13 protein-coding genes are annotated in these 15,217 nt (G+C 55.3%); 7 read left to right on the top strand and 6 right to left on the bottom strand.

Translation table 11 applies throughout. The features are described from left to right. Positions 1-290: 290 nt before the first annotated feature. Positions 291-458, top strand: a complete 168-nt coding sequence (locus tag AC1DXW_RS29580) for a hypothetical protein (protein WP_477756674.1) — start codon at positions 291-293, stop codon at positions 456-458. A gap of 61 nt (positions 459-519) precedes the next feature. On the opposite strand, the gene AC1DXW_RS29575 is transcribed toward AC1DXW_RS29580, so the two are convergent. Then, positions 520-1,449, bottom strand: coding sequence for a LysR substrate-binding domain-containing protein (locus tag AC1DXW_RS29575; RefSeq protein WP_477756675.1), 930 nt, complete (start codon positions 1,447-1,449; stop codon positions 520-522). Positions 1,450-1,678: 229 nt separating this feature from the next. On the opposite strand from AC1DXW_RS29575, the gene AC1DXW_RS29570 reads away from it, so the two are divergent. Together AC1DXW_RS29570 and cuyB are read left to right on the top strand one after the other, a co-directional pair. After that, positions 1,679-2,965, top strand: a complete 1,287-nt coding sequence (locus tag AC1DXW_RS29570; protein WP_477756676.1) for a dicarboxylate/amino acid:cation symporter — start codon at positions 1,679-1,681, stop codon at positions 2,963-2,965. 10 nt (positions 2,966-2,975) lie between these two features. Next, the gene (gene cuyB, locus AC1DXW_RS29565; RefSeq protein ID WP_477760811.1) at positions 2,976-4,466 is read left to right on the top strand and encodes a cysteate racemase; all 1,491 of its coding nucleotides are present in this window, start codon (positions 2,976-2,978) and stop codon (positions 4,464-4,466) included. Between the two features lie 222 nt (positions 4,467-4,688). On the opposite strand, the gene AC1DXW_RS29560 is transcribed toward cuyB, so the two are convergent. Together AC1DXW_RS29560 and AC1DXW_RS29555 are read right to left on the bottom strand one after the other, a co-directional pair. Next, positions 4,689-6,815 (bottom strand): TonB-dependent siderophore receptor, encoded by a 2,127-nt coding sequence (locus tag AC1DXW_RS29560; protein ID WP_477760810.1) that lies wholly within the window; start codon positions 6,813-6,815, stop codon positions 4,689-4,691. 365 nt (positions 6,816-7,180) lie between these two features. Continuing rightward, positions 7,181-7,681, bottom strand: a complete 501-nt coding sequence (locus AC1DXW_RS29555; RefSeq protein ID WP_103393416.1) for an Lrp/AsnC family transcriptional regulator — start codon at positions 7,679-7,681, stop codon at positions 7,181-7,183. A gap of 119 nt (positions 7,682-7,800) precedes the next feature. On the opposite strand from AC1DXW_RS29555, the gene AC1DXW_RS29550 reads away from it, so the two are divergent. The 3 genes from AC1DXW_RS29550 to AC1DXW_RS29540 all read left to right on the top strand — a co-directional run bounded on the left by AC1DXW_RS29550 (position 7,801) and on the right by AC1DXW_RS29540 (position 11,533). After that, positions 7,801-8,835 (top strand): histone deacetylase family protein, encoded by a 1,035-nt coding sequence (locus AC1DXW_RS29550; protein ID WP_477756009.1) that lies wholly within the window; start codon positions 7,801-7,803, stop codon positions 8,833-8,835. 50 nt (positions 8,836-8,885) lie between these two features. After that, positions 8,886-9,941, top strand: a complete 1,056-nt coding sequence (locus tag AC1DXW_RS29545; protein WP_477756010.1) for an ornithine cyclodeaminase — start codon at positions 8,886-8,888, stop codon at positions 9,939-9,941. Positions 9,942-10,117: 176 nt separating this feature from the next. Continuing rightward, complete coding sequence (locus AC1DXW_RS29540) at positions 10,118-11,533, top strand: amino acid permease (RefSeq protein ID WP_477756011.1); 1,416 nt, start codon at positions 10,118-10,120, stop codon at positions 11,531-11,533. A 318-nt stretch (positions 11,534-11,851) separates the two neighbouring features. Here AC1DXW_RS29540 and AC1DXW_RS29535 read toward each other — a convergent pair whose 3' ends face one another. The 3 genes from AC1DXW_RS29535 to AC1DXW_RS29525 all read right to left on the bottom strand — a co-directional run bounded on the left by AC1DXW_RS29535 (position 11,852) and on the right by AC1DXW_RS29525 (position 13,973). Further along, on the bottom strand, positions 11,852-11,935 hold the full coding sequence (locus AC1DXW_RS29535) for a hypothetical protein (protein WP_477760813.1): 84 nt from the start codon (positions 11,933-11,935) through the stop codon (positions 11,852-11,854). A 279-nt stretch (positions 11,936-12,214) separates the two neighbouring features. Then, positions 12,215-12,625 carry a DUF4440 domain-containing protein gene (locus AC1DXW_RS29530; protein ID WP_477756013.1) on the bottom strand — a complete coding sequence of 137 codons (411 nt, stop codon included), beginning with the start codon at positions 12,623-12,625 and terminating at the stop codon, positions 12,215-12,217. Further along, a complete protein-coding gene (locus AC1DXW_RS29525) occupies positions 12,606-13,973 on the bottom strand; it encodes an MFS transporter (protein WP_477756014.1) in 1,368 nt (455 codons plus the stop codon). The genes AC1DXW_RS29530 and AC1DXW_RS29525 overlap by 20 nt, the downstream gene beginning before the upstream one ends. Before the next feature lie 105 nt (positions 13,974-14,078). On the opposite strand from AC1DXW_RS29525, the gene AC1DXW_RS29520 reads away from it, so the two are divergent. Further along, a complete protein-coding gene (locus tag AC1DXW_RS29520; protein ID WP_477760812.1) occupies positions 14,079-14,966 on the top strand; it encodes a LysR family transcriptional regulator in 888 nt (295 codons plus the stop codon). Positions 14,967-15,217 lie beyond the last annotated feature (251 nt).

Below are 15,217 nucleotides of genomic sequence, written 5' to 3'. Positions count from 1 at the left end.
CCACCAAACAACGAGGTCGAGCGTTAGCTCGCCTCGCGGTGCTGTTGCGGTGCACGCCCCCTCGTGAGGCCGAGCGCAGGTTCTGCGCAGTGGGCAACCCGGCATGGATGCCGGGTTAGCCGCCGCCGGCCATGGATGGCCGATGGCGGCGGGCCCACGGAGCAGGACCGGAGCGAGGGCATGCCGAGCCTAGGCGAGGCACCGAACGTCAGGGGCAAGAGCCCTTGGTTACTTGGGGCCGGGCGGCGTTCCGCTTTTCCAAGTGACCCGCCGTAAGGGCGGAACCCTAAGTGGCCGTTACCGCAGCAATGAATATGTACACCAGGAAGAAAATGGTCGGCCGTAAGGTCGCCATCGCCGGCAAGTCGGATCGCCGCACCGCAGCTTCTACAGGTGTCGGTGTTCCCCGGGATTCCGTGAAGTACCAAAAAATAGGGGGTGATGACGTTTCAGAATGACCCGATGCACAGATGTCATTACCCATACTTGAGGGATGTTTTTCGAGCCTTCGAGCTTCGATCAACTGGCTGTTTTGCCCTGGAGATCGCGGGAAGCGCCTTCGAGGGTTTTCCATAAGCTGCGCATCGTAGGGTTCTCATTGGTGATAGAGCAGTAGGAGCGTATCTCCAGTCGCGTGCTCCATTCATCACCACCCGCTTTCACCAACTGACCTCGTTGAAGCTCGTCAAAGACAGCGCTTTGTGGCAACCATGCCACCCCATAACCCTCGACTGCCATTCGCATCAGCAGCATTGTCATATCCGCCTCGTAGCAGCGCTCCAGCATGCATGCAGTCGGGCCATTCTTTATGACGATGTCGGCAACACGACCTAGAAAAGTCGTAGCTGTATAAGCGAGGTGAGGAACTGTTTTGCTGGAGGTGCCCGGTAAGGGATACAGCGGATTCCCATCGCTGTCAGGTGCGCACACAGGAATAAACGCGTCATGACCCAAGGTCAAACTCCCGAACTTTTCCGAATCGAGAAGTATGGGTGCCAGGGGATGGTGGTAGACGATCATCAGATCACAACTCCCCTCCTCCAGAGATATGACCGCGTCGTGGATGTTGGCGGCAACGACCCGCGCATTGAATTGCTCATTGTGCTGCTGAAATTGCTTCAGCCATTTCGGCAGGAATGTCATCGACAGACTGTGGCCGGCAGTGACCTGGATGGATCGCCCTGGCATCCGCTCTACCTCGCGAAGGCTTGAGCGCAGCCTCATTAGCCCCGCCAATGCCTCGCGGCTTTCTTCACAAAATGTGCGGCCAGCAGAGGTCAGTTGGACAGGATAGGTGCCACGATCCACCAACTCTGCACCTACCCATTCTTCTAGTGACTTTATACGCCTCGACAAAGCCGACTGGGTCACACAGCGAACCTGCGCAGCCCGAGAAAAATTCTTCCACTCCGCGACCGCCAGAAGATCATCCAGCCATTTGATTTGCATACCGACACCTCATGCCCCGAATGAGCAGTGTACTGCGCACCAGTCAGGGCGAAGCAGCAGTTTCGAAAACTATTCCAAAAGCGCATGAGGCTATCGGGATTACTCATCACGCCCTTCCAAATCCAACCCTAGAATCGAAAACGTTGGAGCGAGGCCACAGAGCTTCGACCGAATGACACTTGTCTCCTGCCAAGTAAAAAAAGCAAAAAAACCACTTGAGGAAAGCTCCGTGAAGAAAAATAAACTTCCGCGTCGGATCGCAATTGGCATCGCCTTGGGCGTGCTTGTCGGTTGGGCGTGCCACCATTTCGCAGGGAGCGAACAAAGCGCCAAAGAGATCGCGTCTTACTTCTCGATGGTCACCGACATATTTTTACGCATGATCAAGATGATCATCGCGCCTCTCGTGTTCGCCACCTTGGTCGGCGGCATCGCGAGTATGGGTAACTCCCGCTCCGTTGGCCGGATTGGCCTAAGAGCCATGGCCTGGTTCGTCACCGCTTCGGTGATCTCGCTGGCAATCGGCATGGGCCTGGTCAACCTGTTCCAACCCGGTGCGGGACTGAACATGGAGGTCGTCCAGCATGCGGCGAGCCCCGTGGTGAACACCGGGGATTTCAGCCTCAAGGTTTTCATCAGTCACGTGTTTCCCCGCAGCATTGCTGAAGCAATGGCCAACAACGAAATCCTGCAAATCGTGGTGTTCTCGTTGTTCTTCGGGTTTGCCCTCGCTGGTGTGAAGCGAGCGGGTTACACAACGATTGTCGATGGCATCGAAGAGCTGGCCAAGGTGATGTTCAAGGTCACGGACTTCGTCATGGCCTTCGCGCCAATCGGCGTTTTCGCAGCCATCGCCTCGGCGATCACCACTCAAGGTCTTGGCTTGATAGTCGATTACGGAAAACTGATTGCCGAGTTCTACCTGGGCATTGTGATTCTGTGGTGCGTGTTGTTCGCTGCCGGCTATATGTTCCTGGGCCGCTCAGTGTTTACCTTGGGCAAGCTCATCCGCGAACCTGTTCTGTTGGCATTTTCCACTGCCAGTAGCGAGTCCGCATATCCGAAAACCATGGAGGCACTGGAGAAATTTGGTGCGCCGAAACGCGTATCCAGCTTCGTTCTACCGTTGGGGTACTCATTCAACCTTGATGGTTCAATGATGTATCAAGCGTTCGCCATCATGTTCATTGCTCAGGCCTACAACGTCGACCTGAGCTTCACACAGCAACTGCTCATATTGCTGACGCTGATGATCACCAGCAAGGGCATGGCGGGTGTAGCTCGAGCATCGGTGGTTGTGGTGGCGGCGACATTACCCATGTTCAACCTCCCCGAAGCCGGCATCTTGTTGATCCTTGGCATTGACCAATTCCTTGATATGGCCAGGACTGCCACCAACGTGGTTGGCAATAGCATCGCGACGGCTGTGGTTGCCAAATCAGAACCACATGAAGAGGCTGAAGACGCGCCCGGCACTGAGTCTCCGCTCCCAATTCATACTGTAGCCACCGCGTGAGAACCTAAACATGAAAGGTAAATCGAAGCCGTCCAGCGGGTCATCGTTTGCTCGCAAACTAGGTATCGTCGGCGGGCTTGGCTCACTGGCCGGCGGCGATCTTTTCTACAAGCTGGTGAAATCCAGAGCTGTTCTGGAGGATCAAGGTCGCTATCACTTCCTCTTTGAGCAACACCCCTTCAAAGACGTCCTGATGCCCCTGGATCGGGGCGCCAGCATGACCTCCAGAAAGTTCTACGTATTTCAGGTTTGCCAGACGTTCGAGGCCAGCGAAGTCAATGCAGTTTTACTGCCTTGTTTTGCCAGTCACACCTTTCGTGAGGAAATCCAGGAGGAAATTGGCATACCCGTTCTGGATATGATGGAGGCGTTACGCAAGCACGTGGATCATGTCGCTGAATGCGGCAGTACGTTGGGAATCATCGCGTCTGACCATGTTCGGCACTCAGGGCTGTTTGAGCGCTATTTCGGCAATGACTTCAAGCTCGTTTATCCAAATGATAACGAGCAGTCCGGGTTGATGGATGCGATGTATGGCGTTAATGGCATCAAGGATGGTTACCTTGACGGTGTACCTCTGGAGTGTGTCTATCAGGCCTGCCTTTCGCTTCAGGATCAGGGGGCCGCAATCATCCTGCCTGGCATGACTGAGCTCTCGTTGGTCTGCGGTGATCTTCAACGGCGTGGCTTGACTGTCCTGGATATCAACGAGATTTATGCCACTTTCGCCACCTTGGAGAAAGGTCAGTCGACCCGTCCGCCATTCAAGCTTGGGATAGTGGGTGGTGTTGGGCCAGCGGCAACGGTTGATTTCATGGGGAAGGTTGTTGCGCACACACCGGCAGGTCGCGATCAGGAACACATCAAAATGGTGGTGGAACAAAACCCCCAGATCCCTGATCGCACAGCCAACTTACTGAATGACGAAACTGATCCGACGATGGCGATGTACGCAACGTGCAAGCGACTGGAAAGCGCCAGCGCCAATGCCATAGCGATTCCGTGCAATACAGCTCATGCATTTGTTGAGCGCATCCAGGCGCACCTGCGTGTACCAATAGTGAATATGTTGACTGAGACGGTTGAGGCTATCGTTCAGCGATACGGTGCTGGCAAAACCGTAGGGCTGCTAGCGACGTCCGGCACAATTAAAAGTCAGGTCTATCACGTGGCTGCCCGGCGAGCAGGACTTCAAATCATCACCCCTGGCATTGAATACCAAGCGTTGGTGATGGAGTCGATTTATGGAGACCACGGAATCAAAGCGGGTTTCACAGACGGCATCTGTAAAGACCAGCTCTTGATCGCCGCAGAGCATTTGTGTGAACTGGGCGCTGATGTGCTAATCCTGGGCTGTACGGAGCTACCTCTGGTGCTTGAGCATAGCGAATCCTACATGATCAAAAATCATGAGGTTGCATTGGTCGACCCGACAACCATTTTGGCATTGAAGTGCATTGAGCTTGCCCGTGAAAATACGGTCAAGCCTTCCAGTCACTAATCAAGCAACAGGTATAGTTTGATTGGAGCGGAGCTTCGTCAGAAAGGTGTCCGTAGGCGCACCCCGACTCCCACCAAACTAGATGCCCTACGCTGCTATAAAAAAGAAAGGCCCTTATCGGGCCTTTTTTGTACTCAAACCAAAATCACTTGGTCAGCCAGAACTCAACGGTCGCGGAACTGTGCAGAGCTTTCACAGCATGCAACTGCCCATTCAACCGAATTACAACGAATATGAAATACCGACCTGCACCGTTCTCGGCGCCCCTGGATAAGCGTAAACGTTGCCGAACGCCCCCTCCTCATAATCTTCGTCCGTCAGGTTTTTCACATCCAGATTCAGTCGGATTTTTTCGTTGACCTTGTAGTAGCTCAGTAGATCGACAACGGTGTAGTTGCCCATCGAAAACGCCGTGTTGGCGGTCTGCCCTGCGCGCTCATCGACGTACTTGAGACCGGTGCCAAGCCCTAGTCCCTTGAGGGCACCATCCTGGAACTCGTAGACGTTAAGCAGGCTGAAGCTGTTCTGCGGAATATTCATCAGTCGGGTGCCGGACTGGATGACATTGTCCTTGATCACCTCGGCATCGACATAGGCGTAGCCGCCAATCACCCGCCATTGCGGCGTCAGGTTGCCGGCGATGTTCAGGTCGAAACCACGGCTGCGCACCTCGCCTGCCGCCACGCTGAACGTCGAGTCCACCGGATCGGTGGTGAGTACGTTGCGCTTTTCGATCTGGTAGATCGCCGCGTCGATACTCAATTGACTGTCCAGCGCTTCCCACTTGATACCCAGCTCATAGGATTTGCCCTTTTCCGGTTCGAAACCACCGCCCTGGCGGCTGGCACCGGTATTGGGCTTGAACGAGCGAGCCGTATCGGCATAGATCGCCACCGTGTCGGTGAGGTCATAGGTCACGCCAACGCGCGGGGTCACCGCATTGTCGCTGGCCTCCCAGCTTCTGCCGCCCGGCACAAAGGTTTGGTAATCATGCTCGAAGCGCTCGAAACGGGCCCCGGCCAATACTCTCAAACGCTCGGTCAAGGCCACCTGGTCCTGGACGAATGCCGCGTAGGTCTTGAGGTTTTCCTTGTCGTTGGTCGGGGTACGGGTCAAGGCTGGACGAGGCTGGCCATACACCGGGTTGAAGATATCGATCGGGTAGGCACTCACGGCGCCGCTGGAGCGCTGGATGATCGACTGGTAGTCGTAGTCCTCGTACTCGACGCCGGTCAGCAGAGTGTGATCGAAACCGCCTGCGGTGAAATGTCCGGTGAGGTTGAGTTGGGTGTCCTTGTCCGTCCACTCCAGCTTGCGGTAGTTGAAGTTACGGCCCAGGGTGCGCCCGTCTGCGGCCACACCGTTGGCTTCGACCGCATTCCCCTCGAGGGTGCCGTCGAGCCATTGGAATCCGCCGCCCAACGTCCAGTTATCGCTCAGCAGATGCTCGAACCGCAGCTGCGCCATGTTGTTGTCGTTGTGCAGTTTGCCAACGTCTTTTTCACCGAAGAAGGTGTCGCGAGAGGCTATGCCGATTTGATTGGGAAAGTGCGTCACGCCGCGATCCAGCGGGTGATTGTTGCGCATGAAATCCCCCTCGAAGATCACCTTGGTGTCGTCGTCGACCTGCCAGGCAAGTACCGGAGTGACGCCGTATCGTTCGGTTTCGACATGATCTCGGAAGGTATCGCCGCCCTCTCCCACCACATTCAAGCGATAGGCCAAACGGCCTTCTTCATCCAGCGGGCCGGAGGCATCCAGAGTTCCGCGTTGCATTCCCTGGTCGTCGAGTTGGCTACCCAGCGTCACAGTGGGCTCGGCCAGAGGTTGTTTGGAGATGATGTTGAACGTGCCACCTGGATCGCCTCGGCCATAGAGCATGGTCGCAGGCCCTCGCAGAACTTCGAGCCTTTCGATGGTGTTCGCATCCGGCATGTTCGGATAGCCACGGTTGATCGGGAACCCGTTGCGATAAAACTCCCCGGTGGTAAATCCACGCACGGTAAATGTGGTCAGGCCCTGGCCGCCAAAGTTGTTGGCCCGCCCCACACCACCGGCGTAATCGAGCGCGTCCTGCAATCGGGTGGCACTGATGTCTTCCACGACATCCTTGGTCACTACACTGATGGATTGAGGCGTCTCGTGGATCGACGTGTCGGTACGCGTTGCACTGGATGAACGCGTCGCCCGGTACCCGTCGACGGGCCCCAGGGCGGTTTCAAAGTCAGCCGTGCCAACGATGTCGGTTGCTTGCAACTCCAGACTGGCTTTATCGGTTGTGGCGCCCTCTGCCCAGGAGGAAGCGGAAAACGCATGAATCACACAGATAGAAACCAGAGTACGACGCATCTAGGAAACCTTGAGAAAATAGCCAAATGGGACGGCATACGTGCCAACAAATCGAGGCGTATGGTATACCGCATTATCAGCTTTTGATACGTATTCGCATTTGTATTTTCTGAACGCTACCTACGGTTGCACAAATCGCTAATCAAGCAATTCCAGAACACATCGCTTGAAGACCCTATGACGTAAAAAAGGGCCCTCGAAGAGCCCTTTGGTACTCATTTCAGAATTACTTGGTCAGCCAGGACTCAACGGTCGCAGAGCTGTGCTCAGCTTTCCACTTTGTCAGCACCTTGCTATTCCGGGCTTCATTACAACGGAGCTACGTCAAAGGCAGGGTTTCACAAGGTGATCTAACCCCTGCCCATTCACTCCTTGCTCGATTTGGGTATCGCGATACGGCTACTGGTCTTGACCTCGCGTAAAGCCAGACTGGACTGGATGGACGCAATGCCCACCTGACGCCTGAGCACCTGCTCGATAAAGTCACTGTAGCTATCAAGATCCTCTGCCAACACTTGCAGCACGTAATCGGCATCCCCGGTGATCTTGTGACAGGACAACACTTCAGGCAATTGCGCAATCACCGCCTCGAAAGCGTCGGGAGCGTGATCGGCGTGGGTGGAAAAACGGATGTGCACGAACGCCATGATATCCAGCCCCAGCATTCGTCGATCAAGGTTCGCCTGATACCCCTTGATCACGCCCGCCTCCTCCATTCTCTTACGCCGCCTCCAGCAAGGTGTCAGGCTTAACGACAAGCGCTCACTGAGCTCAGCGTTGGAAATACTCGCATCTTCTTGCAGCAATGCGAGGATTGCCAAGTCGGTATCGTCGAGACTGATGCGTTTGGATGATTTTTTCTGCATTACGCCATTCCATAGTAAAAACGCCCGAATAATCTAGTAAACCACGAAAACAAAGCAAAGAAAGCGCATCCCGGCCGGAACAGAATATTTGCACTGGTTCACATTAACGGATGCGCAGAATGTTTACAGTTTTCAGTGATTCCCACCGCTTGCACCACGGCACCGAATTGAAAGACGGCGTGCTCAAGCCGTCGTTCGAACAGCCCAGTCGGGCCGATACCGTCCATAACCGTGTCAAGCAGGTAGGCCTTGGCCAGATCGTCGAGCCGCGAGCATTTGACCGGTCGTGTTACGTCAATGCGCACAGCGAGCGCTACGTCAGCTTTCTGGAAAGCGCCTGGTCAGAATGGAGCGCGACCGGACGTACGCACGATGCCCTACCGCTGGTATGGCCAGTGCGCGACCTGTCCAACGAGCAAGTGCCGACTTTCATCGACGGCAAGCTGGGTTTCTATGCCATGGACGCCGGCTCCCCGATTACCGCCACCACTTGGCAAGCGGTGAAAACCAGTGCAGACATCGCCCTCACCGGCCTGGCGCTGATCGATGAAGGCCACGACAGCGCTTTTGCCCTGTGCCGACCGCCCGGCCATCACGCGGCGCGTGAATACATGGGCGGCTACTGCTATCTGAACAACGCCGCCATTGCTGCACAGCAGGCCATTACTCAAGGTGCCAAACGTGTCGCCGTACTGGACGTCGACTTTCATCACGGAAACGGCACCCAGAACATTTTCTACGAGCGTAGTGACGTCATGTTTGTCTCGCTGCACGGCGAACCGGCGGTGTCCTACCCGTACTACTCAGGCTTCAGCCACGAAGTCGGCGCAGGGCAAGGCGAAGGATACAACCTGAACTATCCGCTGCCGAAGAACACCACCTGGGAAAGCTATCGCAACGCCCTGCTACACGCCTGCAAGAAACTCCAGCAATTTGCCCCTGAAGTGTTGGTTATTTCACTGGGCGTCGACACGTTCAAGGACGACCCCATCAGTCACTTCCTGCTGGAAAGTGAAGACTTCATCGGCATCGGCGAACTGATCGCGAGCGTCGGCTGCCCCACCCTATTCGTCATGGAAGGTGGCTACATGGTCGATGAAATCGGGATCAATGCGGTCAACGTACTGCATGGCTATGAGAGTAAACGCGCCTGAGTCATCCCCTGAATCGCAACGCTTCAACTATTGAATCGGAGAATAAAAACATGACTCTTTTTATAGACGTCGATCATGCCGCACGCCTGTTCGCCACAGTGGGAATCCGCCGGGCAATCCGCGAGATGGCCACTTACATCGAAACTGACTATTCACGCTGGGCGCAGTTTGATAAGTCGCCCCGCACCGCCAATCATTCGGCCGACGGTGTGATCGAGTTGATGCCGACCGACGATGGCCAGCAGTACTCGTTCAAGTACGTGAACGGTCACCCGGACAACGGTCAAAGCAACTTGCTGACGGTCATGGCCTTCGGTGTCCTGGCCGATGTCCACAGTGGCTATCCAACCTTGCTCAGCGAACTGACGCTGACCACAGCCGTGCGCACGGCAGCGACTTCCGCATTGGTTGCGCAGTCCCTGGCGCGCCCGGGTGCAAGCACCATGGCAATCATCGGCAATGGCGCCCAAAGCGAGTTTCAGGCCCTCGCCTTCCACGAAATGCTGTCCATCAAGGAAATTCGCATTTTCGATATCGATCGCGACGCTTCACTCAAGTTGAAGCACAACCTGGCCGCATTCCCGGATATTGAGGTGATTCTGGCCAACTCGGTACAGGAAGCGGTCAAGGGCGCGCACATCGTCACCACAGTCACCGCAGACAAGGCCTATGCAACGATTCTGACGCCCGAGATGATCGAGCCCGGCATGCATATCAACGCCGTGGGCGGTGACTGCCCAGGGAAAACCGAACTGCACGCCGACATCCTGCGCAATGCCCGGGTCATCGTTGAGTTTGAACCTCAAACCCGGATTGAAGGCGATATTCAACAATTGGAGGCCGACTTTCCCGTCGTGGAGTTCTTCCGGATTGTCCAGGGCGATGTCCCGGGCCGTGAGAACGACACCCAGGTCACCGTTTTCGATTCGGTGGGTTTTGCCCTGGAAGACTTTTCGTCACTGCGCTACGTGCACGACCTGGCGCGGGAGCATGCCATCGGTGAGCGCATCCATCTGGTGCCGACGCCTGCCAACATAAAAAACCTCTACCAACTGCTTGATCAGCTGCCAGCAATCGCCCCCTCACGCCTGCGCACAGTCAGTTGATAGCCATAGGTGAGGCCCCCTGAGCAAAGTGCCAAGGGGCTACTCACCGGGTGAGCGGACGAGAAACCCTGCCACCCGCAAACCACCACCGTCAGTAGCCGTTGCATCTCTAACAAGAACGCTCGACACCCACTTTTCTGCCAAAACTCAAAAACATAAAATCAAGAGGTTTTGTAATGAAATCGACTCCGTCCGGGCTGGTTGAACAGCCCGCGCTGCAGCGCACGCTCAGCAATCGTCACATTCAGTTAATGGCCATGGGAGGTGCCATCGGTACCGGTCTGTTCATGGGCTCCGGGAAGATCATCGCCCTCTCCGGTACGTCGATCATCCTCATCTATATGATCATCGGTCTGTTCGTCTACTTCGTCATGCGTGCCATGGGCGAACTGTTGCTCTCCAACTTGAACTTCAAAACCTTCGCGGATTTTGCCGGTGCCTATCTTGGCCCACGCGCGGCATTTTTCCTTGGCTGGTCATACTGGCTAAGCTGGAGCGTTGCAGTGATAGGTGATGCCGTCGTGGTGGGTGGATTTTTTCAGTATTGGTTCCCCGATGTACCCGCCTGGATACCGGCGATCGGCATGCTGATGACACTGTTCGCCTTGAATGTGCTGACTGTCAGGCTTTTTGGTGAGGTGGAGTTCTGGTTCGCGATCATCAAGATCATTGCCGTCGTCACCCTGATTGGCGTCAGCATGGTGATGATTGCCAGCTCCTTTGTCTCACCCAGTGGCGTTACTGCATCCCTGAACCACTTGCTGGATAAACAGGCCGCCTTCCCCAACGGCTTGTTCGGTTTTTTTGCCGGGTTCCAGATGGCGATTTTCTCCTTTGCGGGCACCGAGCTGATCGGCACCGCAGCCGCCGAAACGCGCTCCCCCGAGAAGACCCTGCCTAAAGCCATCAACTCGATTCCGCTGAGAATTATCCTGTTTTATGTGCTGGCACTGGCCTGCATTATTGCAGTGACTTCCTGGCAACAGGTTTCGCCCAACAAGAGCCCGTTCGTCGAGCTGTTTCTGGTCGCAGGGTTTCCCGCAGCAGCCGGCATCGTCAATTTTGTGGTACTGACATCCGCCGCCTCATCGGCCAACAGTGGCGTATTTTCATCCAGTCGCATGCTGTTTGGACTGGCCAATCAGGACAACGCTCCGGGGATTTTCCGGCGTCTGTCGAGCAATAGCGTGCCTTTGCTGAGCCTGGCGTTCACCACACTGTTGATGCTGGTGGGAGTACTGTTGCTGTTCATCGTTCCAGAAGTGATGACAGCGTTCACCATCGTTTCTACCGTGTCGGCAATCCTGGTGATTTTCACTTGGTCGACCATCCTCGCGTCCTACATTGCCTATCGCAAAAAGCGACCCGAGCTGCATGCGAAATCGGCCTACAAGATGCCTGGCGGCGTGCCGATGGCCTGGTTTTCCCTGGGGTTTCTGGGTTTCGTTCTCTGCCTGTTGGCATTGAGACCCGACACCCGAATTGCCTTGATGGTCATGCCGGGTTGGTTCATATGGTTGGCAATTGCTTACCAGTCAACCTGTTCCAGAAAACCAAAACCCGCTGACGGGTCGGCAAATCAATACAGCTGATGTTCACCTGGTGCCTTTCGGTGCCGATGAGTGAAGAGCGCGTCAGCGACGTGGCATTTCCGGGATGACTACAGGCTAAAGAGCCCCAACTGATGGCCGTCATATTTCATTGACGGCCAACTCTACGGATGAACGATTCGGTTTGCTGACAAATGGTGAGACGCCGTAGGCAAAGCTGCACCAACTCGTCCCTATGATTCTCATCGCCAACTTCCCAACATCCTCCAGAAAGTGCCGGGGCGTTTTTCCGTCCCTGGGCAGCCATTACATACCAAACAAAAAAGGCTCTTTCAGGGCTCTTTTGTACTCAAGCCAGAATCACTTTATCTGCCAGGATTCAACAGTCGCGGATCCGTACTCAGCTTTCCACTCTTTCAGCGTTTTGTGATTGGGTAATTGCATGGACTTGACCACCTGATTGCATCCGTGTTGACCAACTGTTTGCATTCGACTTGACCAGCACACGCTGTAGTGACGACCGGCAGAGAACCGCCCATTGCAGACATTCAGAGATGTCTGCAAAAGCGGTAAATCCCCTGAGTGGGTAGGCAATGCAGCCTTCATTTGAAATGTACGCCCGCCGCCGGCACCGCACACCCCGCTGTTAGCGGGCTGACGGTGATTTCTTTGATAGAGGCCGAGAGCATTCGGCAATCAGTGATTGTGTAGTTCATACGAGAATCAGCTTTCCTGGCTTAGCGGCGTTTCATGCAGGTAGATCCATTGGGCGTTGTGGTGATGCATGCCAATGATCGCCACCGAAACCCGTGAGCTTTCGCGCTGGCCGAGGCGATGGGTTTCCTTGTAGCGAATCGCCACGCTGTTGCCTTCCTGCCAGACCGTCTGCAGATCGCTGATGACGATCTCCAGGCCTGGCTTGGCGCCGACTGCACCTTTAAACATCTGTTCGACCGTCGCCCGGCTGACAATGGCGGCCGAGGTGGTGACCATGGTGAAGTGCTCGGCAAAGGCCGATATCAGAGGTTCAAGCGTGGCCTGCCCCTTACCGTTTGAGTCGGTGAACAGGGTGTGGATCAGCTCGTGCACGTGATGAATGCTGTGGTGCGCCTGTTCAACTATTTTGTTGTGCATGACAGTCCATTTGAGCGTTCAACTGACTCAGTTGAAAGAGTGGGAACAGGCCCACCAGCGCGGCGATGGCAAAGGTCACGTGGTAGGCCTGGGTGGTATCGAAATGCTTCAAGAGCAGGTTGAAAACCATCAGGAAGAGGGCCGCGCCGATGCTGAATGACATCTGTCGGTTGATGTTCCAGATGACACTGGCCTTGTGGGTGTCATTGCCCTCGAAGTCCATCAGCGACGTGGTTTGTGCTGTGTTGGCACCGATGCCGCCGCCGATCCCCATCAAGCTGTAGGCGATGACGATCACCAGAAAGTCTGAGGGATCGTTCACCAGTAACAGGGTGGCGATGCCGGCGCTGTGCAATAGCATCCCGAGGGCAAACAGCCGCTTGGCGCCCATCCGGTTATAGACCCGGCCACAGATCAGCATCGCGATGAATGCGCCGATGGCGTAGAGGATCATGAACATCCCTGTCAGTCGGGCGCTGAAGTGCAGGGTGTTTTGCAGGAAGAAGATGCTCATCAAGTTGACCCCCGTGAACACACCGGGAATCGCGTAATAGATATAGACGGAGGTGCTGAGTTTTTTGCTTTTGAGCAGGCTCAGTTCAATGATCGGATTTTTGCAGGTGCGGTAGTGCAGCCCGTACAGCACGACGAACGTAACGCCGGCCATGACGAAAAGGCCGGCCACCCATGCCGGAGCGTCGCCGCCATACAACGACATGCCCATCAGCAGGCTGCCGAGTGCCGCGCTGACCAGCAGCAAGCCCTTGATGTCGGGTCTGGGCAAAGTCGTCGGTCGCGCTTCGTTGATCCAGAACCATGACAGCAATGCCGCGATCAGTGAGAACGGGATGTTGCTGTAGAACACCCAGCGCCAGGAGCTGCTGTCGACGATGATGCCGCCGATGGTCGGTGAAATGGCGGGCGCAATCAGGGCAACGGCCATGACCAACGTGGATATTTTCGCCCGCTGCTCGCCCTTGAACAGGTTGAACGTCAGTGCCTGTCCGACAGGAATCAACAGGCCGCCGCCAATCCCCTGGACGAAGCGCCAGATCACCAGCTCGTTGAAACTGTTGGCCAGCCCACACATCCACACGGAGGCTGTAAACACGATCATCGAGGTGGTGAGGATTTCCCGACTGCCAAAACGACCGGCCAACCAGGTGCTGACCGGAATGATCAGTGTCAGCCCCAGAATATAAGCGTTAGCCACCCAGGCAACGTCTGAAGTACTAACGTGCAGCGCTGCCGATATACTCGGTAATGCGACCGCTGACATAAAGATGTTAATGCAGTCTATAAAAAAGCCGATCAGAAATATCAGTGTAACTTTGTAGCGATAGATCATGTTGTTTCCCCTTTTCCRCAAAGCATAAGGGCGGTGGACTTGAACTGTCGATACGACTATCCTTGAAACAATGTTTGACGGGATTTAACAGTGAACCATATTTCTATGCACACTCATCTTAATCGGGTCCAGACATTCCTTGCCGTGGTCGATTTTGGTTCTTACACCAAGGCTGCCAATTACCTGAGCATCAGCAAAGCCATGGCCAGCCTGCATGTCAAGGCGCTGGAGGACGTGCTGTCAGCGACGTTGTTGATTAGAAACACCCGAAATATATCCCTCACCGAAACCGGTCAGGACTTTTATGAAGAATTCAAAGGTATTGTCGCGGACATCGATAACGCCTTCGATAATGTATTAAAAGGACATAATCGGGTGTCCGGCAAGTTGCGCTTCAGTTCCACCAGTGAATACGGCGAGGCCTATATTCTTCCGTTGATACCGCAATTTATAGAGCGCTACCCGGAAATAAAACTCTGTTATAACTTCAACTCGTCACTCAATGATCTGGTGGCGGAAAAGTTAGACCTGGTAATCCGTTTAGGCCATTTGGCGGACACGGCTTTCAAGAGCCGTAAACTGGCGGATTATGAAATTGTCCTGGTGGCTACCGAGACGTTTCTTGCACGTCACCCGGTGCAGAATCCTCAGGACCTGAATTCGGTGCCGTGGATCGCCAACAGCAACCTGCAGGCACCGACCCAGTGGACGTTGCGCCATCCGCACTTGGGGACTGTCGAGATCAACGGGATCAATCAGTTTGAATCCAATTCTTCCACGGCCATCCGTTCCATGACGTTGTCGTCGCTAGGCGTCTCGGTGCTGCCCGCCTGGGTGGTCAAGGACGATATCGCCAGCGAGCGGCTGATCCGGTTGTTGCCCGACTATTCGCTGCCCTCGCAGTCCGTCAATGTGGTGTTTCCCAACAGCCCGCATTTGCCCCACAAATCGAGGGCATTCATCGATTTCCTGTTGCTACATCTGGCGCAGTAAGCACCAAATAAAAGGTTCTTCACGCAATCCCGGGGAGCACATATAACGAAATATCTGTAGGGGCTGCCGAACGCGGCCCGAACCTTCGGCAGCTCCTACAGGGGAACGCGTGCACCACCAAACAACGAGGTCGAGCGTTAGCTCGCCTCGCGGTGCTGTTGCGGTGCACGCCCCCTCGTGAGGCCGAGYGSAGGTTCTGCGCAGTGGGCAACCCGGCATGGATGCCGGGTTAGCCGCSSMCGGCCCAGAGT

Source organism: Pseudomonas sp. P4_C4 (genome assembly GCF_056402055.1).
Note: the sequence above shows the minus strand (reverse complement) of the source record. Positions and strands in the feature narration are given on the sequence as shown.